The sequence below is a fragment of the Nonomuraea sp. NPDC049378 genome, assembly GCF_055586745.1.
In genome coordinates this window covers 33748-54333 of the sequence record NZ_JBVJHP010000026.1, presented here as the reverse complement: position 1 = coordinate 54333, position 20586 = coordinate 33748, and the positions used below count along the sequence as shown (strand labels likewise).

Here is a 20586-nt window from a genome sequence, read left to right as displayed (position 1 = left end):
GGCGCATCAGACGCGCGCGCTCATGTTCCTCCAGCCGACCAGGGACGCGGCGGCGCCCGTCAGGATCACAGGCCGAGCGAGCTCACGACCGTCCGTTCGTCGACGACGCGCAGCGCGGGATTGCCGAGCAGCCTCCTCGCCAGGTCGTAGGGTGCGACGACGACGTTCGCCCCCCGCTCCTGGGCGAGCACGCGGCAGCCGACCAGGCTCGGCTCGTGGGCGACCACGACGTGGGCGCCGGACATCATGGCCAGGTCGATCACCCGCAGCACCCTGAACGGATCGTTGACCGCGCTGATCAGGACGTCGTCCTTGGAGATGGCCACCCGCGCGGCGAGCCTGCGCAGGTCGCCTGCCAGCTCGTCGTGGTCGAACACGCGCCGGCCGTCGAACGTGAGCGCCGGGCCCGCCAGCGGCCCGAACTCCACCCCGCGCTCGTCGAGCAGCTCGGAGAACGGCTCGGCACCCTCGACCGGGTAGAAGGAGTAGACCTGCTCGACCTGCGTGGCGGCGGGGTCGTAGTGGCGCTGGGTGATCATCATGCGGGCGGCGCCGGAGGTCGCGAGCACCGCGACGCCGCCCGCCCAGGCGACGGCGTGGATCGCGACCGGCAGCGTCGCGCCGGGCGGGACGTTGACGATGACCCTCTCGCCGTAGCCCAGACCCCGGCGGCGCAGGCCCGCCGCGCCACGGGTGACCCGTCTGACGAAGGTCGCGTACGACAGCACCTCGCCTGTCCGGACATCGCTCACCGCCGGCCGTTCGCCCCGTGTCGGCGCCGCGGCCATCACCAGCTCTGTCCAGGTCATGCCGTTAATGTAGGGACCCTGGCCAAGATTGCCATGCGCACAATTGTGCAACCGGCTATGTACGTAGGCGCCCCGCCGTCGTCCCGCTCGCGCTCGCCATCAGAGGGGATCAATTAGACTTGATGGGTCGCGACTTCGCGCGGCCGCCTCCACGACACAGAGCGAGACCTCTCATGCCTTTGAACAGCCGCGAAGACCTGCGGAACATCGCGATCATCGCGCACGTCGACCATGGCAAGACCACGCTGGTCGACGCCATGCTCTGGCAGTCCGGGGCCTTCCGCGCCAACCAGGACGTCGACGACCGCGTCATGGACTCCAACGACCTCGAGCGCGAGAAGGGCATCACCATTCTCGCGAAGAACACCGCGGTCAAGCACGGCGGCATGACCATCAACATCATCGACACCCCCGGCCACGCCGACTTCGGCGGCGAGGTCGAGCGCGGGCTCTCGATGGTCGACGGGGTCGTGCTGCTGGTCGACGCCTCCGAGGGCCCGCTGCCGCAGACCCGCTTCGTGCTGCGCAAGGCGCTGTCGGCGAAGATGCCGGTCATCCTGTGCATCAACAAGGTCGACCGCCCCGACGCCCGCATCAAAGAGGTCGTCGACGAGGTCTATGAGCTCTTCATGGATCTCGACGCCACCGAGGAGCAGATCGACTTCCCGATCGTCTACGCCTCGGCCAAGGCGGGCAGGGCCTCCATGGAGCGCCCCGACGACGGCGGCATGCCCGACTCGGGAGACCTCGAGCCGCTGTTCGACATCATCAAGTCGACCATCCCGGCGCCGACCTACGACCCGAGCGCGCCGCTCCAGGCCCACGTCACCAACCTCGACGCCTCCTCCTATCTCGGCCGCATCGCGCTGTGCCGCATCCACCAGGGCGTCATGCGAAAGGGCCAGCAGGTGGCCTGGTGCCGCACCGACGGCACGATCCAGCGCGTGAAGATCACCGAGCTGCTCATGACCGAGGCCCTGGAGCGCAAGGCGGCCGAGCAGGCGGGCCCCGGCGACATCATCGCCATCGCCGGCATCCCCGAGATCATGATCGGCGAGACGCTGGCCGACCCCGACGACCCGCGCCCGCTGCCGCTCATCACGGTCGACGAGCCGGCCATCTCGATGACCATCGGCACCAACACCTCGCCCCTCGTGGGCAAGGTCAAGGGCTCCAAGGTCACCGCGCGCATGGTGAAAGACCGCCTCGAGAAGGAGCTGGTCGGCAACGTGTCGCTGCGGGTGCTGCCCACCGAGCGGCCCGACGCCTGGGAGGTGCAGGGCCGCGGCGAGCTGGCGCTGGCCATCCTGGTCGAGCAGATGCGCCGCGAGGGCTACGAGCTCACCGTCGGCAAGCCGCAGGTGGTCACCAAAGAGATCGACGGCAAGGTGCACGAGCCCGTCGAGCGCCTCACGGTCGACTGCCCGGAAGAATACCTCGGCGCGGTCACGCAGCTCCTGGCGGTGCGCAAGGGCCGCATGGAGCACATGACCAACCACGGCACCGGCTGGATCCGCATGGAGTTCGTGGTCCCGGCGCGCGGCCTGATCGGCTTCCGCACGGAGTTCCTCACCGAGACCCGCGGCACGGGCCTGGTCCACCACGTCTTCGACTCCTACGAGCCCTGGTTCGGCGAGCTGCGCACCCGCAACAACGGGTCGCTGGTGGCCGACAGGTCCGGCCCGGTGACCGCGTTCGCGATGCTCAACCTGCAGGAGCGCGGCACGCTGTTCGTCTCGCCGACGACCGAGGTCTACGAAGGCATGATCATCGGCGAGAACTCCCGGTCCGACGACATGGACGTCAACATCACCAAGGAGAAGAAGCTCACCAACATGCGCTCCTCCACCAGCGAGGAGACGGAGAAGCTGATCCCGCCGCGCGTGCTCTCTTTGGAGCAGGCGCTCGAGTTCATCCGCGAGGACGAATGCGTGGAGATCACTCCTGACGCCGTGCGCATCCGCAAGGTGGTGCTCGACGCCGCGACCCGCGGCCGCGCGGCGGCCCGCGCCAAGCGCGCCTGACCCACCGGCCCACCGCGCCTGACGCACCGCGCCTGGCGCGGCCAGGCCGGTGGGGCGCGGCCTCCTGCTCCGGCGGCCAGGTCAGCGGGGCGGCAGCTCGCTGCCTCTCACGTGGGTGCAGAGCCACTCGACCAGGGGCCCGAAGTCGCGCCACGTGCGCGCCACCCGCTCGCGCACCTGCGGCGTGTGCACCCACGGCGCCGGCTCGAACCGTTTCCCCGCGTGGAGCGACCTGTGCCGCAGCAGCTCGATGCGGGGGTGGCCGGCGTCGAAGCCGCGCGGCCTGGTCTTGAGCCGCTCGCCGTGGAGCGTGTAGCCGGCCGCCTCCAGCGAGTCGACGATCGACTCCAGCGGCTTGCCCGACAGGTCTTCGTCGACGGCCGCGCGATAGCGGGCGACCTGGTCGGGGGCCTTCGTGTAGACGCCGCCCGCGGTGAACAGCCCGGCCGCGCTCAGCTCCACGTAGAGCCCGATGCCCGGCATCAGGTCGACGAACGCGCCCTGATGCGTCTTGTACGGCGACTTGTCCTTGGCGAAGCGCACGTCACGATAGGGCCGGAAGAGCTGCGCGGGCCCGAACTCCGTGGCCAGCTCGTCGGCGAGCGCGAGCATCGGCTCCCGCACGGCCTCCTCGTAGAGCTGTTTGTGCCGGCCGAAGTAGGTCTTCGAGTTGTCAGCCTCGAGCCCCTCGTAGAACAGGAACGCCTCGTCGGGAAAGCCGGTGAACCCCATGTGGACCAGCCTGCCACGCGGCCGGGCCGCCCCGGGTCACCGCCTCATGTACTTCCTCCCCGGCGTGGGGCTCCGGTGGCCGTACAGCTCTGAGACCGTGACGAACGTGAAGCCCCTTCTCGCGAGCGCGTCGAGCAGGGCGGGCACGGCCTTCACGGTGGTGCGGTGGATGTCGTGCATGAGGATGATCGAGCCGGGTGTGGCCCGGCCGGCCCGCCGGGCCACGATTTCGGGCGTCCGGTCCCGCCAGTCGAAGGTGTCGACGTTCCACAGGATCTGGGCCATGCCCGCGCGGCGTGCCTCGGCCGCGACGTGCCGGTCCGTCAGCCCGTACGGCGGCCGCATCACCCGCATCCTGACCCCGGTGAGCCGGCGCACGAGGCGGCCGGTGTGCCGCAGCTCCCGGTGGAGCTCCTTCCGCGTCAGCTCGGACAGCGCCCGGTGGCTCCAGGAGTGGTTGCCGAGCTCGTGCCCGTCGGCCGCGATACGCTGCACGGCTCGCCCGCCGCCGGCCGCCACCATCTCCCCGACCACGAAGAACGTGGCCCTGACGTGGCGCTCGTCCAGCACGTCGAGCAGCTGGTCCGTGTGCTCGCCCGGCCCGTCGTCGAAGGTCAGGGCCACGCACTTGGCCGAGGCGCAGTCGACGTGGCGCGGCCAGTCGGCCTGCATCGACTCCAGCCGCCTGGCCAGAACGGAGCGCTCGACCTGCGGCGGCTGGACGGGCACGATCGGGAGCGCCGGAGGATGGGGGTGCACCACCACCTGGGTGGCGAAGCTGACCAGAGCCAACAGGGCCAGCGGCAGAGCCCACCCGCGCATGCGTCCCCCCGAAACACCGCGTACGGGGGGCTACGGATAGTCCTGGGCCGGTTTCCCCCGCAGTTCCCTGACCAGGTCATCCCACCAGGGTGGGATATCGGCCCGCAGTTCTTCGGAGCGGCGCGCCACGCGCATGGCACATCCGGCCGGATCCGTACCCAGATGCCGACGTTTCACCGGCCCTTCCTGCCAACGGTAAAAGCCGTCCCTGTAGCGCACGACCAGGCCTATCCACACCGAGACGGTCGCATCGTCGCCCACGTCGTACGCGCTGGTGACGCCCAGACCGTGGAGCTCCGCCTGGAGCTTCTCCGTCGCCGCTCGGGCCTCACTCACCCGCCACCCCCTGCCGACGTTCTGCACACATCAGTGATGTACCCAGACAACGGGTGCCAGCCGCTTATAAGGGATATCTCCGTCATTGGTCGGGTGTCTCGCGGGGCTCGGCGACCACCATGACGAACCTGAGCTGCTCCTTGCCGTTGTTCGCGTAGCGGTGGGGACGGTCGGCGGTGAAGAGCACCGCGTCGTCCCTGCCGATGGTGTGGCTTTTGCCGTAGACGGTGATCGTCAGCTCGCCGTCGAGCACCGTGAGCATCTCGCGGGTGCCGGGCGGGTGGGCGTCGCCGTCGTGGTGCTCGCCAGGGGCCAGCCGCCAGTCCCACAACTCCAGGATCATCGGCACGTCCGCGCCCACGAGCAGGCGGGCCTGCACGTCGCCCTGGCGGAACGTGACGACGTCGGCCTTGTCGATGACGCGCACCATGGGCACGTCGGCGACCTCGACGAGTCGGGCCACGGTGACGCCCAGGGCGGAGGCGATCCTGGTGAGCGTGGAGACGCTCGGGTTGGTCCGGCCCTGCTCCACCTGGACGAGCATCCCCCTGCTCACCCCCGACCTGGCGGCCAGCGCGTCGAGCGTCAGCCCGCGGTGGGAGCGCTGGGCCCGGACGTTGTTGGCGATGGCCTGGGTGATCAGCTCGGGGTCCTCCATGGAGTGCAGTGTAGTGAAAACCTATTGCACTGTGCTGAACCTAATATGTTGTACTAAGCGTGCAGTTTGTTGGACTGGACGGAGTGCGACATGACGGTGATCCTGGCGGCCGCCTGCGCGGTGGTCTACGGCACGGCCGACTTCTTCGGCGGCCTGGCCACCAGACGAACCCAGGTGCTCTCGGTCGTCGTGCTGTCGCAGATCGCCGGCCTGGGGCTGATCCTGGCCCTGCTGCCGCTGCTGCCCGGCGCGTTCAGCGACACGGCGCTGTCATGGGGGCTGGCCGCGGGGCATGTCGGGGGCGGCCGGGCTGGTGCTGTTCTACCGGGCGCTGGCCACGGGCGTCATGTCGGTGGTCGCGCCGACGACCGCGGTCACCTCGGCCGCGCTGCCCGTGGTGTTCGGGCTGGCGACCGGCGAGCGGCCGGCGTCCTGGGCACTGGTCGGGGTGGCGCTGGCGCTGGGCTCCGTGCTGCTGGTCAGCCAGGACAGCTCAGGCGGCGGACACGGCTCCGTCGCCTCGGTGGCGGCGGCGCTGGCCGCGGGCGCCGGGTTCGGCGGCTTCTTCGTCCTGCTCTCCATGGCCTCCCACGAGTCCGGCCTGTGGCCGCTGGTCGGCGCCAGGCTCTCGTCGGTGACCGTGGTGGCCCTGCTCGCCCTGGTCACCCGGAGGACGCTCAGACCGCGGCCGGGGTCACTGGACATCATCGTCGCCGCCGGCGTGCTGGACATGACGGCGAACGTGCTCTTCCTGCTCGCCCAGCAGGACGGCCTGCTCAGCCTCGTCGCCGTGCTCGTCTCGCTCTACCCGGCCAGCACCCTTCTGCTGGCCCGCCACGTGCTCGGCGAGCGGCTGCGGGCCGTCCAGATGACCGGCGTGGCCTGCGCGCTCGGGGCGGTGGCGCTGATAGCCGTTGCACAGCATCCCTAGCCTTGCTACGTTTCGCCCGTGCGCCCTGATCGGGCACGTTCCGGTGACGAGCCGTTGAGGCACGTCGCGGTGCCGTACGGCTCGGACGAGGCGTTCGTGAGCCTGACCGTCCCGCGCGTGCGCGCGGCGCTGGGCGAGGGCAGACGGGTCCTGGTGATCACCGGGCCGGCCAAGCTCCGCCTGCTGGCCGACGCCCTGGGCCGCGACGCCGGGCGCGTCGACCTCCGCGACTCCGTGTCCTGGTACACCCACCCCTACCGGACCCTGGCCGGCCTGCACGACTACACGCGCGGCCGCCGCACGTTCGTCGTGGGCGAGCCCGTCTGGGAGGGCAGGAGCGCGCGAGATGTCAGGGAGCTCATCCGTTACGAGTCCGTCATCAACGCCGCGCTCCGCGCGCGGCCGGCGATCCTGTGGTGCCTCTACGACGTCCGCCACGTTCCCGCTGGCGTGCTCGACCACACCCATGTCACCCATCCCCTGCTGCTCGGCCCCGGTGGCGAGGGGGCCTGCGCCCGCTTCGTCGAGCCGCACGACCTGGTGCTGGACACCGATCGCGCGCCCCTGCCCGAGCCGGGCGGCGACGCCAAGACGTTCGACTTCACCGCGCGCGAGCTGAAGCGGCTGCGCCGCAGCGTCGGCGACTACGCCAGGGCGGCGGGCATGGACGGCGACCTCGTCCCGTCACTCGTGCTCAGCGCGTCGGAGATCGCGGCCAACAGCATCGAGCACGGCGCAGGCCACGGCACGATCACGATGTGGGTGGACGACGAGGAGCTCGTGTGCGAGATCGCCGACCCTGGCGGCGCGCTCCACGATCCCCTGCCCGGCTACATACCACCGGAGCCCGGATCCCCCAGGGGATACGGGCTCTGGATCAGCCGGCAACTGTGCGATCTCGTCGAGTTGCGCGCCGAGGACGGCCTGTTGCGCGTCCGCCTCCGTCTCGCCATGGGACCGTAGGCGCGCGCCGGAGCCGTGGCTCTGAGCTAGGCGGCGCTCTGTGCGGGGACGCGTACGGCGCCCTCTTCGCGGGCGTATCCCTCCAGCATGCCGCGCAGCTGGCGGCGGCCTCGGTGGAGGCGCGACATCACGGTGCCGATCGGGGTGCCCATGCGCTCAGCGATCTCCTTGTACGCGAAGCCCTCGACGTCGGCCAGGTAGACGGCCACGCGGAAGTCCTCGGGCAGGCTGCGCAGGGCGTTCATCACGATGTTGTCGGGGAGCCGGTCGAGCGCCTCGTTCTCGGCGGAACGCAGCCCGGTCGAGGAGTGGGACTCGGCGGCGTGCAGCTGCCAGTCCTCGATGTCCTCGGCCGCGGACAGCTTGGGAGAGCGCTGCTTCTTGCGGTAGTCGTTGATGAAGTTGTTGGTGAGGATCCGGTGCAACCACGCCTTGAGGTTGGTGCCCTCGCGGAACTGGTGGTAGGACGTGTACGCCTTCGCCACCGTCTCCTGCACGAGGTCCTCCGCGTCGGCGGTGTTGCGGGTCAGGCGCATGGCGGAGGCGAACAGCTGCGACGTCACGGGCACGACGTCCCGTTCGAACCAGTCCTGACGCTGCTCATCGGTCATAGTGATCAAATCAATCCCCCTTGCGCTATCCCCCGTTTCGGCACAAGCCGCCTGACAGCGGTTCCATCATCGCAAGCACCAGGTAAGGGGCGCGTTAGTGCGGTTCCGCCTTGGTCAGAAGAGGTCTTCGTCCATCTGCTCGCGGCGTGCGTGGTCACGTCCACGGCCGGACAAGTCTCATTATCATAACACTACCCACCCATTTTCACAGTAAGAGTGGCAAGAGTCACATGGGATAGCGTATAGGCATGAGTCTCGCCGGCCGTCATGTCCCTGGCACCCGCCGCTGGGTGGCCGACGCCATGCACCAGGTCGATGCCGACCGTTGCCGTGACACACATCTGCACGTCTTTCCGCTGCCCTCGGGCCGGGGTGTAAACCTTTCCTTGAAAGACGAGCCGATGCGGCCGGGAGTTCACTCGAACATCGAACTAGTTCGAACCGGGTCGTTGCCTGCCGTCCACGAGTTGGCCGGATCGGGCCGGCCACGGCCGTCGCCGGGCACCTGACAACCCCGAGTCGGTGCACAACGACAGCGCCGGGCCGGCTGTTCCCCGACCTCCATGGGCGTCAGGAGGCGGGTCTGGCGGGATCGACGGCGAAGAACTTCGCCACGTCGTCCAGCATGGCGTGCGCGCCCTGGATGCCCACGGCGCTCATCCAGGTCAGGTCGCTGACCTCGTGCTTGTCACCCTTGAGCTTGCCCCAGAGCGGGTTGTTGACGAACTTCTCCTTGGGCCCGTCAGACGACGGATCCGGATATGTCGCGACGAAGATCTGGTCGGCGTCCAGCTCCGCGATCCGCTCCTGGCTGACGTCCACGGCGATGGCGTCCTTCGCGGCCGGCTGGCCCTCAGGGCGGGGGAAGCCGACGTCCTTCATGACCACGCCGGAGTAGGAGTTCTCCACGTAGAGCCGGGTCGTCGGCTCGCCGGCGAAGCGCACGACGGAGATCGTCGGCAGCTCGCCGTCCTTCTTCTTGATCGCCTCGCCGATCGCGGCGGCCCGCTCCTCGTACTCCTTGATCCTGGTGTCGGCGAGTGCCTCCTTGCCCAGGGCCTGGCCCATGAGGCGGAGGTTGTCCTTCCAGATGGCCCCGGTGGTCTCGCTGAAGACCGTGGGCGCGATCTTGGAGAGCTTGTCGTACAGCGCCTCGTGACGGACCTTGGCCGAGACGATCAGGTCGGGCTTGAGCGCGATGATCTTCTCCAGGCTCGGCTGCTCCAGCGTTCCGACCGGAGCGGCCCGCTTGCCGTACCGCTCGGCGACGGCCCCGAGATAGCCGGGGAGCTCGGTGTCGATCGAGCGGTAGGTGGTGTAGCCCACCACCGGCGTCTCCAGGGTGAGCACCGCGTCGACGAAACTCTGGTCGAGCGCCACCACCCGCTTCGGCTGCTCCGGGATCACCGTCTCGCCCATGACGTGCTTGACGGTCCTGAAGGGGGCGCTCGGCGAGGGGGCGTCGGCGGTCTCCGCGGAACCGCAGGCGGCGAGCCCCACCACGAGGACGGCGCAGACCAACGCGCGCAACGGTCTCATCAGCACCCTTTCGGTCAAGATAAGGCAAACCTAATTTAGGTTAGCCCTGCCTAAGCTGGCATACTGCACCGGGATCCGGCAAACATCGAGGAGGGCGCGGGTGAGCGCAACGGCCGTCGCCCCCGGGCTTCGTGGCGTCCGCCACCGGCGGCTCACGGTCCTGATCGTGCTGGTCGCCTCCGTGCTCGTCGCCGTGGTGCTGAGCGTCACCGTCGGCTCCAAGTCCGTGCCGGTCACCGACGCCTGGCACGCGCTCACCGCGCCGACCGGCACCGAGAACGACATCGTCATCCGCGCGCTGCGCGTCCCCAGGACGGTGCTCGGCGTGCTCGCCGGAGTCGCGCTCGGCGTGGCCGGCGCGCTCATGCAGGGCCACACCCGCAACCCGCTCGCCGACCCCGGCCTGCTCGGCGTCACGCAGGGGGCGGCGTTCGCGATGGTGTCCTCGATCGTGCTGCTCGGCGTCTCCAGCCTGCTCGGCTACATCTGGTTCGGCCTGGCGGGGGCGCTGGTCGCCAGCGTCGCGGTGTTCGCGCTCGGCATGACGGGTGGCAAGGGCAGCCCGACCCCGGTCACGCTGGCGCTCGCGGGCACCGCCGTGAGCGCCTTCCTCTACGCGCTGACCTCGGCCATCGTGCTGCTGGACGAGCAGGCGATGGACGTGTTCCGCTTCTGGCAGGCGGGCTCCATCGCGGCCCGCGGCGCCGACGTCGTCTGGCAGGTGCTGCCGTTCATCCTGGTGGGCCTCGTGCTGGCGGCGGTCAACGCCCCCGGGCTCAACGCCCTCTCGCTCGGCGAGGACGTCGCGCGGAGCCTCGGCCAGAACATCCCCGTGACCCGCGCCGTCGGCGTCGCCGCCGTCACCCTGCTGTCGGGCGCGTCGGTCGCCGCCTGCGGCTCGCTGGCGTTCGTCGGGCTCATCGTGCCCCACCTGGTCCGTCCGCTGTCGGGCACCGACCACCGGTGGCTGCTGCCGTACTCCGGGCTCGTCGGCGCGGCGCTGCTGCTGCTCGCCGACGTGATCGGACGCGTGGTCGCCCCGCCGGGAGAGCTGGAGGTCGGTGTGGTGCTCGCGCTGCTCGGAGCGCCGTTCTTCGTCGCCCTCGTACGGCGCAGGAAGCCGGTGCGCCTGTGACCGCCCTCCCCTTGCGCGTCGCCGGCCTGTCCTGGCAGGTGCGCCCGCGCGGCGTCGTGCTCACCCTGGCCGGGCTGGTCCTGCTCGCCCTGCTCATGGGCCTGAACATGCGCATCGGCGACATCGAGATGAGCCTCGCCGACGTGGTCGCCGGCACGTTCGACGCCGGCAACGCGGGCCACTTCGTCATCATGGAACTGCGCCTGCCGCGCGCGCTCACCGGCGCCCTCGTCGGCGCGGCGCTCGCGCTGTCCGGGGCGATCATCCAGTCCATCGCCCGCAACCCCCTGGCCAGCCCCGAGATTCTCGGCGTCACCACCGGCGCCTCCGTCACGGTCGTGGCCGGCGTGGTGGCCAGCGGCAGCGTCTACGGCGGCGTGAGCGGCCTGCTGTCCACCCTCGGCATCCCCGCGCTCGCCCTGCTCGGCGGCCTGCTCGGCGCCGCCGTCGTCTACGGGCTGGCCTGGCGGCGGGGCCTGGACGGCTACCGCCTGGTGCTGGTCGGCATCGGCGTGGCCGCCGTGTTCACCAACATCAAGTTCTGGCTCCTCACGGTCGGCGACGTCAACGACACCAGCCGCGCCATGATCTGGATCAGCGGCTCGCTCAACGGCCGGGGCTGGGAGCACGTGACGCCCACGGCGCTTGCCCTGGCCGTGCTGGTGCCGCTGACCCTGCTCGGCACCCGCTCGCTCGACGCCCTGCGCTTCGGCGACGACACCGTCACCGCCCTCGGCGTCCGCATGAATCCGGCCCGCGCCCTGCTGATTCTCGCCGCCGTGCTGCTGGCGGCCGTGGCCACCGCCTCCGCCGGCCCGATCGCGTTCGTGGCCCTCGCCTCTCCGCAGATCGCGCTCAGGCTGGTCCGGTCAGGACGGCCGCCCCTGTTGTGCTCGGCGGTCATCGGCGGCGTGCTCACCACGGGCGCCGACCTGATCGCGCGCACCGCGTTCTCCCCGCTCGAGCTGCCCGTCGGCATCGTCACCGCCGTGCTGGGCGCGCCCTACCTGATCCATCTGATCTGGAGGTCACGCAAGTGAGACTGCAGGCCGCCGACGTCAGGCTCGGGTACGGCGAGCGCGTCATCGTCGACGGGCTCGACCTCGGCATCGAGGCGGGCACCGTGACCGCCATCATCGGCCCGAACGGCTGTGGCAAGTCCACCCTGCTGCGCGCGCTCGGCCGCCTGCTCAAACCGCAGGGCGGTGAGGTGCTGCTCGACGGCAAGCGCATCGACAAGCTCCCCACCCGGGAGGTCGCCAAGATCCTCGGCATGCTTCCCCAGGCGCCCGTCGCCCCCGAAGGCCTGACCGTGGCCGACCTGGTGGCCAGGGGGCGGCATCCGCACCAGACGTGGTATCGGCAGTGGTCCTCCGACGACGAGGGCGCGGTCACCGCGGCGCTGGACATGACGGGCCTCGCCGACCTGGCCGAACGTCCGCTGGACGAGTTGTCGGGCGGGCAACGGCAGCGGGCGTGGATCTCCATGGCCCTGGCCCAGGGCACCGACCTGCTGCTGCTCGACGAACCCACGACCTTCCTCGATCTCGCCCACCAGGTGGAGGTGCTGGAGCTCGTACGCCACCTGCACCAGCGGGCCGGACGCACGGTCGTCATGGTCCTGCACGACCTCAGCCTGGCCGCCCGCTACGCCGACCGGCTCGTGGCCATGCGCGCCGGGCAGGTGATCGCCTCGGGCGCCCCGCACGACGTGCTGACCGAGGAACTGCTGCGCGAGGTGTTCGAGCTGGACGCCAAGGTCATCGAGGATCCGGTGGCCGGGACTCCCCTGGTGGTGCCGATCGGCCCGCGTGCCCGTCCCGCAGGGCGGGAAGCCTGAGCCGGCCCAGCGGCGTGTGCGCCACGACCGCGGCGATGGCCAGCCAGCTCACACCAGCGACGGCCATCAGCGCGTACGCGTTGCGCGTCCCCGACTCGAACACGCCCGTGGCCAGCGACGCGAGCGGGATGGACAGAAAGGCGATCATCCTGGCCGTGCCGAGCACCCGTCCGAGCAGATGGTCGGGGACGAGCAGCTGGCGCGCGGTCGCGATGGCCACGATCGACGTCCCCGCCGCGGCGAACTGCCCCAGCCAGGCGAGCCCGATCGGCACAGGGCCGCGCGCCACGATCATGGCCAGCATCGACAGGCCGCCCGCGGCGACGGCCAGGCAGATCACCGGTCCCGGCGGATACCTGCGCAGCAACCGGCTGCCGAGCGCCGCCCCGAGCACCGCGCCCACCCCCTGGAAGGCGTAGACGACGCCGATCTCCCCCGGGCTGAACCCGTGGTACGAGCTGAGGTAGTAGACGAGCCCGGCCAGCAGCAGCCAGACCCCGAAGTTGCACGCCGCGGTCGCGAGCGCGGTGGTGAGCACCACCTTGTCGCCACGGAACAGGAAGCTGAGGCCCTCTCCGATGTCCGCGAGCACGGACCGGCCTCGTTTCGTCAGCGGGCCCCGCGCCGCCCTGACGGGCCAGATCAGCAGGGCCGACAGCAGGAACGTGCCCGCGTCCACGTAGATCGCGGCCTGGTGGCCGAGACCCACGACGAGAGCGCCGCCGATCACGGGGCCGACCATGTTCACCGCGTGCTCGCCCATGTGGAGCCGCGCGTTCGCCTGCGGCAGCCGCTCCACCGGGACCAGCGAGGGCACCATCGAGCGGAACGCGGGCTGGTAGAGGGGATCGACGCAGGCCAGCAGGAACGCCACCGCGTAGATCGCCCAGACCTGCCGCACGCCGGCCGTCACGATCACCGCGAGCAGCACGGTGACCGCGCCGGACGTCAGGTCGCCGATCACGAGCACGCGCCGCCGGTCGACCCGGTCCGCGAGCGCCCCGCCGACCATGCCGAGCGCGACGTACGGCAGGTATTCCATGGCGTACACGAGCCCGGTGCCGAGCGCCGAGCCGGTCAGGTCGTAGACCAGGAGCGGCAGGGCCAGCCGGTAGATCCAGGTGCCGAGCGAGGAGGCGAGGAAGGCGCTGAGCAGGAGCCAGTAGCGCCGTCCCATGGGCTCAGACCTCGCTGAGAGCCTGCCCGATGTCGCCGTCGCCGGGTGCCAGGACCGCGGCCCTGAGAAGGTCGTGGCGGGCTTCGCCCGGGTGTCCCGCGGCCCGGTGCACCACCGCCCTGTTGAACAGCAGCTCGGCCGTCTCCGCACGCTTGAGCGCGCTCGTCAGGTCGGCCAGGGCCGCGCCGTGGTCGCCGAGCTCGAAGGCCAGCTCGGCCCGCCCCGCCCAGGCCGCGACCAGATCGGGGGCGAGCTCCAGGGCCCGGTCGAAGGCGGCGCGCGCCTCCGGGTGGCGCTGCTCGGCCAGCTCGACCTGGCCGAGCACGCACAGCAGGTGCGGGTCGCGCGGCGCGAGCCGCAGCCCTCGCTCGACGTCCTGCCGGGCTTCGGTGTACGCGCCGGCCGCCGAGCTCAGCCCGGACCTGTTCACGTACGCGGGCGCGAACTCCGGGTCGAGCTCCAGCGTGTGATCCAGGTCGGCGCGGGCACCCGCGAGGTCGCCCGCCGCGTAACGCAGCTCGGACCGGTTGTAGTACGCCTCGGGGAAGGGCGGGCTGAGGCGCATGACGCTCTCGTAGTCGGCCAGCGCCTCGTCGTCGCGGCCCAGCTTGTGCAGCAGGTTGCCCCGGTCGAGGTAGTAGTCGGGATAGCCGGGATCGGCCTCGATGGCCCGCGTGTAGTCGGCCAGCGACTCCTCCGCCCGGCCCGTCATGGCCAGGAGCTGGGCCCGGTTGGCGCGGAGCACGAGCTTGTGGATCGGATGCTCGGCCGGCAGGTCGGCCTCGGCCAGGTCGATGGCCTGCCGCACCAGCTCCATCGCGGCGGCCGGGCGGCCCCTGCGCACCTCGACCAGGGCTTTGCCGTTGAGGTCGAAGCCGAGGTGGAAGGCCCGCTCCCTGGGGTCGGGCAGCAGCGACGTGATCGTGATCGCCTCGTTGATCCAGGCCAGCGCCTCCTCGGGGTCGCGCCGGGCGGGGTCGTGGTGGCGTACGAGGATCATGGCGGTGGCGTAGGCGATGGTGGCGCGATGTTTGGGGTCGGTGCTCTCGCGTCTGGCGCGGTCGTAGAGCTCTCGGGCTTCGTCCTCGCGCTCGATGGCCTCCAGCGAGGCGGCCACGCGCTGCAGGAGCTGCCGCCACCGCCCCGGGTCGGCGTCGTACGCCATGCCGCGCAGCGCCTCCAGGCCCGACTCGGCCATCGCGTGGTGGAAACCCTCGTCGCGGTAGCGGTCGAAGTCGCCCGGCAGCGCCCTTGTCGGGGGTGCTGTCGACGGCGCCTGCGGGCCCTCGTCGATCCGCAGCAGGCCGGGGTCGAGCCGGCGCCGCAGCACGGCGACGAGCTCGGTGTCGGTGTGGTCGGCGGCGTCGAGGTTGGCCACGGTCACGGCGAGCGGGCCAGCGCGGTGGAGGTGGTCACGGACGAACTCGGCCAGCCCGTTGGCGATCCTGAGGCTGCGCCGGGCGGCGGGGATGAGGATGCGCTGCGCGCGGGGGAGGTCGTCGGCCAGCGAGCGCCTGCGCGCCGGGACGACGTCGCGGAGTTTCGGCCCGGCCGTCCGGATCTCGATGTCATGCGCGGCGACCAGCTCGGGATGCCGCGCCAGGGCGGCCGGGACGAGATGGCCGAGCAGCCCGGCGGCGAGCGTGTACGGGCCGCCGATGCGGCGGTCCGCGTCCAGCATGATCGTGTCCACACGACCCCATTTCCGTGCTCGGGCGGGGCCGGCGCCCTCGATCAGGCGCCGGCCGGGGTGGGTCAGGTGCCGTGCCTCGGCGCTGCCGCGGCGGTCGGCTTCACGGTCCCTGGCCGGTGAACAACGATCTTCTTCATGATGCCCCTTCGTCGTTGAATGGAACCGAGCATTCAGCTTGGACCGGTACATGTCAGCACACGAAAAAGACATCAATCAATGGATATCTGGTAAGGCGTATTTCAGGACGAATTACGGCCAAGCCGGAAATTGTCCTCAGTCGCCGAGAATCGCGTCCACGAAGACCTCGGGATCGAACGGCGCCAGATCGTCGGGCCCCTCGCCCAGCCCCACGAGCTTGACCGGCACCCCCAGCTCCCGCTGCACCGAGATCACGATGCCGCCCTTGGCCGTGCCGTCGAGCTTGGTCAGCGCGATGCCGGTGATGTTGACCACCTCGGCGAACACCTGAGCCTGGCGCATGCCGTTCTGGCCGGTGGTGGCGTCGAGGACGAGCAGCACCTCGTCGACCGTGGCCTTCTTCTCGATGACCCGCTTGACCTTGCCCAGCTCATCCATGAGACCGGTCTTGGTGTGCAGGCGGCCGGCGGTGTCGACGATGACGACGTCGACCTTCTCCTCCGTGCCCTTGGCGACCGCGTCGAAGGCCACGGAGGCCGGGTCGCCGCCCTCGGGGCCGCGCACCGTGTCGGCGCCGACCCGCTCGCCCCAGGTCTGGAGCTGGTCGGCGGCGGCCGCCCGGAAGGTGTCGGCCGCGCCGAGCACGACCTTCTTGCCGTCGCCGACGAGCGAGCGCGCGAGCTTGCCGGTGGTGGTGGTCTTGCCGGTGCCGTTGACGCCCACGACGAGCACCACCGCGGGCCGTTCGCCGTGTTTGCGCACGTGCAGCGTGCGGTCGAGATCGGGGCCGACCTGCGTGAGCAGCTGCTCGCGCAGCAGGCCGCGCACCTCCTCGGGCGTGCGGCTGCCCAGCACCTTGACCTTGGTGCGCAGCTCCTCGACCATGACCTGGGTCGGCGCGACGCCCACGTCGGCCGTGATCAGGCTCTCCTCGATCGCGTCCCACACGTCGTCGTCGAGCCGGTCGCGGGAGAGCAGCTCCAGCAGCCCGCGGCCCAGAGCGCTCTGCGAGCGCGCCAGCCGCGAGCGCAGCCGCACCATCCGGCCCGCGGACGGCGGCGGCACCTCGACCTCGGGCTCCACCACGACCGGCTCGGCCGGCTTGGCCGGAGGCGGCAGCGTGGTGGTCGCCCCCTCGCCCTCCTCGCCAGCCCCCGCGGGCCGCTTCTCCTCGGGAAGCACGGGAGACTCGGGCGGCTTGACCGGCGGCGGCGCTTTTCGGCCCGGCCGGAAGAGCAGGAACAGACCGCCGACCGCCAGCAGGGCGACGACGGCCACGATCACGATGACGCCGAGGTAACCATCCACAAGATGTCAGTTTTCCAGATCGACCCCCATGCTCATGCCCAAGGCCACACCTATCAGGCCGACTCGCGCTCCCTCAGTCGCTGGCTGACCACCTGTGTGACACCGTCGCCGCGCATCGACACGCCGTAGAGGGCGTCGGCGATCTCCATCGTGCGCTTGTTGTGGGTGATCACGATGAGCTGCGAGCTCTGCCGCAACTCCTCGAACAACGTCAGCAGGCGCTGCGTGTTGGTGTCGTCGAGCGCGGCCTCGACCTCGTCCATCACGTAGAACGGCGACGGCCGCGCCTTGAAGATGGAGATCAGGAACGCCACCGCCGTCAGCGAGCGCTCGCCACCCGACAGCAGCGACAGCCGCTTGACCTTCTTGCCCGGCGGCCTGGCCTCGACCTCGATGCCGGTGGTCAGCATGTCGGCCGGCTCGGTGAGGACCAGCCGGCCCTCGCCCCCGGGAAAGACCCTGGTGAAGATCTGCTCGAACTCCCTGGCCACGTCGTCGTACGCCGAGGCGAACATCTGCTCCACCCGGTCGTCGACCTCCTTGACCACCGTCAGCAGGTCGCGCCTGGTCTTCTTGAGGTCTTCGAGCTGCGAGGTGAGGAACGCGTGCCGCTCCTCCAGCGCCGCGAACTCCTCCAGCGCCAGCGGGTTGACCTTGCCGAGCTGGTTCATCTGCCGCTCGGCCGCCCTGGCGCGCTTCTCCTGCTCCTCGCGGACGTACGGCACGGGCGGGTCACCGGGCACCGGGGCGTCGGGGCCGTACTCGGAGATCAGGGATTCGACCTCGACCCCGAACTCCTCCAGCGCCCGCTGCTCCATCTGCTCCAGCCGCAGGCGCTGCTCGGTGCGGGCCACTTCACTGCCGTGCACCCGGTTGACCAGCTTGTCCAGCTCCTGGCCGAGCTCGCGTACGCGCAGGCGCACCTGCTTGAGCTCGGCGTCGACGGCGACCCTGGTGAGGTCGGCCTCGTCACGTTCCCCGGCGGCCAGCTGGATGGAGGTCGCCAGGGCATCGAGCACCCGCTTGGCGCCCTTGCTGACGGCCTCGGCCACGGCGGCCTGCTGCCTGCGCCTGGCGCGCTGGGCGGCCGCCTGGGCGCGTTCCTGGCGCTCGCGCTGGGCGGCCCGCAGCAGGCCGTCGGCACGGCCCTCGATGCCCTTGACACGCTCCTCAGCGGTGCGCACCTGCAGGCGGGTGTCCATCTCGCGCTGCCTGGCGGCCTCGCATGCGCCCGCCAGCTCGTCGCGGCCGTCGGTGGTGGGCTCGGACTGCAGCTCCTGGGCGTATTCGGCCTCGGCCAGCCGGATCTCCAGCTCGGCCAGCTCTTCCAGCCCTTCCGCGCGGGCTTCCTCCGCCTTGGTGACGCTCCTGGCCAGGCGTTCGGCCTCGGCGCGGGCGGCGCCGGCGGCGGCCTCGAGCTGGGCCAGTTGCCTGGCGGCCGCGGCGTTGCGCTGGTCGGCCTCCCGCTGGCGGCTCCTGACCTGGTCGAGCGTGCCCTGCGCGGCGCTCACGCCGGCCTGGGCGGTCGTGACGGCGGTCTGGGCCTCGCCGACGCGGGCCTGCGCGGCCTCCAGGGCCGACTGAGCGGCCTGCTCCTGGTCGATCGCCTCGTCGAGGGCGCTGACGGTCTCCTCCGCCCTGCTCTCGGCCTCCTCCAGGTCTTTGACCGCCTCGTCGAGGGCGGCGCGGACCTGGAGCACGGAGGTGCCGCCGTCGGATCCGCCATCGGCGACGTACGCGCCCACCAGGTCGCCGTGCGTGGTGACGGCCCGCAGGCCGGGATGGCGCTCGACCAGCTCGCGCGCGGCCTGCACATCGTCGACGACCGCCACACCGGCCAGCACGTGATCGAGTGCCGGACGGAGATGGCGGGGCACGGTGACGAGGTCGGCCACCCAGCGACTGCCGTCGGGGGCCTCCCCCCGCCGCGCCGCACCCGCGCCTGTCGCGCCCGCCGCTGCGGGGTCGGCTGCGGGCTCCTGGCCGGACGGGGCCGATGAGGGATGGCCGGGGGCATGGGCGACAAGGAGCGTGGCCTGGCCCTTGCCCTGGGCGCGGAGCAGGTCGATGGCCTCGACGGCGGCGCCGAGGCTCTTCACGGTGATCGCCTCGGCGACGGGACCGAGCACGGCCGCCACGGCCGGCTCCGCCCCCGGCGTGACCTGCATGGCGGCCGCCAGCGGGCCGAGCACTCCGGCGAGGCCGGCGTCCAGCAGCGCCGCGCCGCCGTCGCCCTTGGCCAGCCCCAGCTCCAGCGCCTCCCTGCGCGCGGCCAGCGCGGCCACCGAACGCTGGGCCTCCTGGTCGGCGGCGCGGGCCGTGGCCACGGCCGACTTCGCGGACTGCAGGGCGGCCCGCGGCGCGTCGAGGCCGGCCTTGGCCTCCTCGGCCGCAGCCCGCGCCTCGTCGGCGACCGCCGCGGCCTCCTCGACCATGGCCTGCGCCGTGGCCAGCTCCTCGGCAAGCGCGGGGTCGGCGGCGGGCTCCTCCAGCCGCCGCGCCTCCAGGTCTTCCGTGGCCTGGCGCTCGCGCTCGGTCGCGTCGGCCACCGCCGCCCGGAGCCTGCCGATCTCCTCCTCGGCGGCCCTGGCCCTGCTGCGTACGGAATCGACCTGGCCGCGCAGCTTGGCCAGCCCTTCCCTGCGGTCGGCGGCGGCCCTGGCGGCCATCGCGAGCCGCTGCTCCTCCGCGTTCAGCTCGGATTCGGCCTCGGTGCGCCGCTCGACGGCCGCCTCCAGGAGCTCGTGCGCGTGTTCGAGCTCGGCCCTGAGGATCAGCTCCTGCTCGCGGGCCTCGGCCGCCTCGCGCTCCAGTTCCTCGGGGTCGCGGCCCCTGCGCTCGATGGCGGCGGCGTCGAGCGCGTGCCGGTGGCGTTCGGCGGCGAGTTGTTCGAGGCCGGTGATGCGCTCGCGCAGCGACGAGAGCCGGAAGTAGGTCTCCTGGGCGGCGGCCAGCCGGGGCTGTGCCTCCGCCTCGGCGGCCTCCAGCGCGGTCTCGCGCTGCTGGCCTTCCGCGAGCTCGTTCTCGACCTGGTTGCGCCTGGCCGTGATCGCGGCCTCGTCGGCGGCCTCGCGTTCCAGGGTGGCACGCAGCGTGCCCACGTCGTCGGCCAGCAGCCGGAGCCTGGCGTCACGCAGGTCGGCCTGGATGACGGCGGCCTTGCGGGCGATCTCGGCCTGGCGGCCCAGCGGCTTGAGCTGGCGGCGCAGCTCCGTGGTGAGGTCCTGCACGCGGGTCAGGTTGGCCTGCATGGCGTCGAGCTTGCGCAGCGCCTTTTCCTTGCGCTTGCGGTGTTTGAGCACGCCGGCGGCCTCTTCGATGAACGCCCGCCGATCCTCGGGCCCGGCGTGCAGCACGGCGTCGAGCTGCCCCTGCCCGACGATGACGTGCATCTCGCGGCCGATGCCCGAGTCGGACAGCAGTTCCTGGATGTCGAGCAGGCGGCAGGTGTCGCCGTTGATCGCGTATTCGCTCTGCCCCGACCTGAACATCAGCCGGCTGATCGTGACCTCGGTGTAGTCGATCGGCAGCGCGCCGTCGCTGTTGTCGATGGTCAGCGTCACCTCGGCGCGCCCGAGCGGGGGCCTGGAGGAGGTGCCGGCGAAGATGACGTCCTCCATCTTGCCGCCGCGCAGCGACTTGGCGCTGTGCTCGCCCATGACCCAGGCCAGGGCGTCGACGACGTTGGACTTGCCCGAGCCGTTGGGGCCGACGACGCAGGTGATGCCGGGCTCGAACCGCAGGGCGGTCGCGGAGGCGAAGGACTTGAAGCCGCGCAGGGTGAGGGTCTTCAAATACAAGCGCGGCCCCCTTTTCCCTCGACGACTTCGGAAAAGACTACTGGTCCCTGATGCGGCCCGCGGGCGCATG

General features: G+C 71.3%; 18 protein-coding genes. 6 read left to right on the top strand and 12 right to left on the bottom strand.

Going from position 1 to position 20586, the window contains the following annotated elements:
• Positions 1-65 precede the first annotated feature (65 nt).
• Positions 66-809, bottom strand: a complete 744-nt coding sequence (locus ACZ6SA_RS41360) for an AMP-binding protein (RefSeq protein WP_465834446.1) — start codon at positions 807-809, stop codon at positions 66-68.
• Between the two features lie 173 nt (positions 810-982).
• Between ACZ6SA_RS41360 and typA the strand changes: the two genes are divergently transcribed.
• Positions 983-2833, top strand: coding sequence for a translational GTPase TypA (gene typA, locus ACZ6SA_RS41355; protein WP_347645257.1), 1851 nt, complete (start codon positions 983-985; stop codon positions 2831-2833).
• An 81-nt stretch (positions 2834-2914) separates the two neighbouring features.
• On the opposite strand, the gene ACZ6SA_RS41350 is transcribed toward typA, so the two are convergent.
• The 5 genes from ACZ6SA_RS41350 to ACZ6SA_RS41330 form a co-directional block, all read right to left on the bottom strand.
• On the bottom strand, positions 2915-3565 hold the full coding sequence (locus ACZ6SA_RS41350) for a DUF2461 domain-containing protein (protein WP_465834443.1): 651 nt from the start codon (positions 3563-3565) through the stop codon (positions 2915-2917).
• A 36-nt stretch (positions 3566-3601) separates the two neighbouring features.
• The gene (locus ACZ6SA_RS41345) at positions 3602-4387 is read right to left on the bottom strand and encodes a polysaccharide deacetylase family protein (protein ID WP_465834441.1); all 786 of its coding nucleotides are present in this window, start codon (positions 4385-4387) and stop codon (positions 3602-3604) included.
• Between the two features lie 30 nt (positions 4388-4417).
• Positions 4418-4723 carry a hypothetical protein gene (locus ACZ6SA_RS41340; protein WP_347645263.1) on the bottom strand — a complete coding sequence of 102 codons (306 nt, stop codon included), beginning with the start codon at positions 4721-4723 and terminating at the stop codon, positions 4418-4420.
• 82 nt (positions 4724-4805) lie between these two features.
• Positions 4806-5381, bottom strand: a complete 576-nt coding sequence (locus ACZ6SA_RS41335; protein WP_347645264.1) for a helix-turn-helix domain-containing protein — start codon at positions 5379-5381, stop codon at positions 4806-4808.
• A gap of 125 nt (positions 5382-5506) precedes the next feature.
• Positions 5507-5644 (bottom strand): hypothetical protein, encoded by a 138-nt coding sequence (locus ACZ6SA_RS41330; protein WP_465834438.1) that lies wholly within the window; start codon positions 5642-5644, stop codon positions 5507-5509.
• A 29-nt stretch (positions 5645-5673) separates the two neighbouring features.
• Here ACZ6SA_RS41330 and ACZ6SA_RS41325 point away from each other — a divergent pair, with 29 nt between their 5' ends.
• Positions 5674-6312, top strand: a complete 639-nt coding sequence (locus ACZ6SA_RS41325; protein ID WP_465834436.1) for an EamA family transporter — start codon at positions 5674-5676, stop codon at positions 6310-6312.
• An 18-nt stretch (positions 6313-6330) separates the two neighbouring features.
• Positions 6331-7275, top strand: coding sequence for an anti-sigma factor RsbA family regulatory protein (locus ACZ6SA_RS41320; RefSeq protein WP_465834434.1), 945 nt, complete (start codon positions 6331-6333; stop codon positions 7273-7275).
• Positions 7276-7301: 26 nt separating this feature from the next.
• Here ACZ6SA_RS41320 and ACZ6SA_RS41315 read toward each other — a convergent pair whose 3' ends face one another.
• Both ACZ6SA_RS41315 and ACZ6SA_RS41310 read right to left on the bottom strand, forming a co-directional pair.
• Entirely contained in the window at positions 7302-7886 is a 585-nt protein-coding gene (locus ACZ6SA_RS41315) for a sigma-70 family RNA polymerase sigma factor (protein ID WP_347645269.1), read from the bottom strand.
• A gap of 570 nt (positions 7887-8456) precedes the next feature.
• Complete coding sequence (locus ACZ6SA_RS41310) at positions 8457-9425, bottom strand: ABC transporter substrate-binding protein (RefSeq protein WP_465834432.1); 969 nt, start codon at positions 9423-9425, stop codon at positions 8457-8459.
• 100 nt (positions 9426-9525) lie between these two features.
• Here ACZ6SA_RS41310 and ACZ6SA_RS41305 point away from each other — a divergent pair, with 100 nt between their 5' ends.
• The 3 genes from ACZ6SA_RS41305 to ACZ6SA_RS41295 are packed head-to-tail and all read left to right on the top strand — an operon-like array spanning position 9526 to position 12400.
• Entirely contained in the window at positions 9526-10560 is a 1035-nt protein-coding gene (locus ACZ6SA_RS41305; RefSeq protein WP_465834430.1) for a FecCD family ABC transporter permease, read from the top strand.
• Positions 10557-11600 carry a FecCD family ABC transporter permease gene (locus ACZ6SA_RS41300; RefSeq protein ID WP_443154773.1) on the top strand — a complete coding sequence of 348 codons (1044 nt, stop codon included), beginning with the start codon at positions 10557-10559 and terminating at the stop codon, positions 11598-11600. The genes ACZ6SA_RS41305 and ACZ6SA_RS41300 overlap by 4 nt, the downstream gene beginning before the upstream one ends.
• The gene (locus ACZ6SA_RS41295) at positions 11597-12400 is read left to right on the top strand and encodes an ABC transporter ATP-binding protein (protein ID WP_465834427.1); all 804 of its coding nucleotides are present in this window, start codon (positions 11597-11599) and stop codon (positions 12398-12400) included. Before ACZ6SA_RS41300 ends, ACZ6SA_RS41295 begins: the two co-directional genes overlap by 4 nt.
• Here ACZ6SA_RS41295 and ACZ6SA_RS41290 read toward each other — a convergent pair.
• The 4 genes from ACZ6SA_RS41290 to smc form a co-directional block, all read right to left on the bottom strand.
• The gene (locus tag ACZ6SA_RS41290; protein ID WP_465834425.1) at positions 12321-13577 is read right to left on the bottom strand and encodes an MFS transporter; all 1257 of its coding nucleotides are present in this window, start codon (positions 13575-13577) and stop codon (positions 12321-12323) included. The genes ACZ6SA_RS41295 and ACZ6SA_RS41290 overlap by 80 nt on opposite strands.
• Positions 13578-13581: 4 nt before the next feature.
• Positions 13582-15270, bottom strand: a complete 1689-nt coding sequence (locus tag ACZ6SA_RS41285; protein WP_465834423.1) for a tetratricopeptide repeat protein — start codon at positions 15268-15270, stop codon at positions 13582-13584.
• A 273-nt stretch (positions 15271-15543) separates the two neighbouring features.
• Positions 15544-16716, bottom strand: a complete 1173-nt coding sequence (gene ftsY, locus ACZ6SA_RS41280; protein WP_465834421.1) for a signal recognition particle-docking protein FtsY — start codon at positions 16714-16716, stop codon at positions 15544-15546.
• A 53-nt stretch (positions 16717-16769) separates the two neighbouring features.
• A complete protein-coding gene (gene smc / locus ACZ6SA_RS41275; RefSeq protein ID WP_465834419.1) occupies positions 16770-20516 on the bottom strand; it encodes a chromosome segregation protein SMC in 3747 nt (1248 codons plus the stop codon).
• Positions 20517-20586: the final 70 nt, after the last annotated feature.

What these genes read in the sequence shown, in the direction of transcription:
- ACZ6SA_RS41360 (WP_465834446.1), bottom strand. Translation starts at nt 809, where the DNA reads ATGACCTGGACAGAGCTGGTGATGGCCGCGGCGCCGACACGGGGCGAA.
- typA (WP_347645257.1), top strand. Translation starts at nt 983, where the DNA reads ATGCCTTTGAACAGCCGCGAAGACCTGCGGAACATCGCGATCATCGCG.
- ACZ6SA_RS41350 (WP_465834443.1), bottom strand. Translation starts at nt 3,565, where the DNA reads ATGGGGTTCACCGGCTTTCCCGACGAGGCGTTCCTGTTCTACGAGGGG.
- ACZ6SA_RS41345 (WP_465834441.1), bottom strand. Translation starts at nt 4,387, where the DNA reads ATGCGCGGGTGGGCTCTGCCGCTGGCCCTGTTGGCTCTGGTCAGCTTC.
- ACZ6SA_RS41335 (WP_347645264.1), bottom strand. Translation starts at nt 5,381, where the DNA reads ATGGAGGACCCCGAGCTGATCACCCAGGCCATCGCCAACAACGTCCGG.
- ACZ6SA_RS41325 (WP_465834436.1), top strand. Translation starts at nt 5,674, where the DNA reads ATGTCGGGGGCGGCCGGGCTGGTGCTGTTCTACCGGGCGCTGGCCACG.
- ACZ6SA_RS41315 (WP_347645269.1), bottom strand. Translation starts at nt 7,886, where the DNA reads ATGACCGATGAGCAGCGTCAGGACTGGTTCGAACGGGACGTCGTGCCC.
- ACZ6SA_RS41310 (WP_465834432.1), bottom strand. Translation starts at nt 9,425, where the DNA reads ATGAGACCGTTGCGCGCGTTGGTCTGCGCCGTCCTCGTGGTGGGGCTC.
- ACZ6SA_RS41290 (WP_465834425.1), bottom strand. Translation starts at nt 13,577, where the DNA reads ATGGGACGGCGCTACTGGCTCCTGCTCAGCGCCTTCCTCGCCTCCTCG.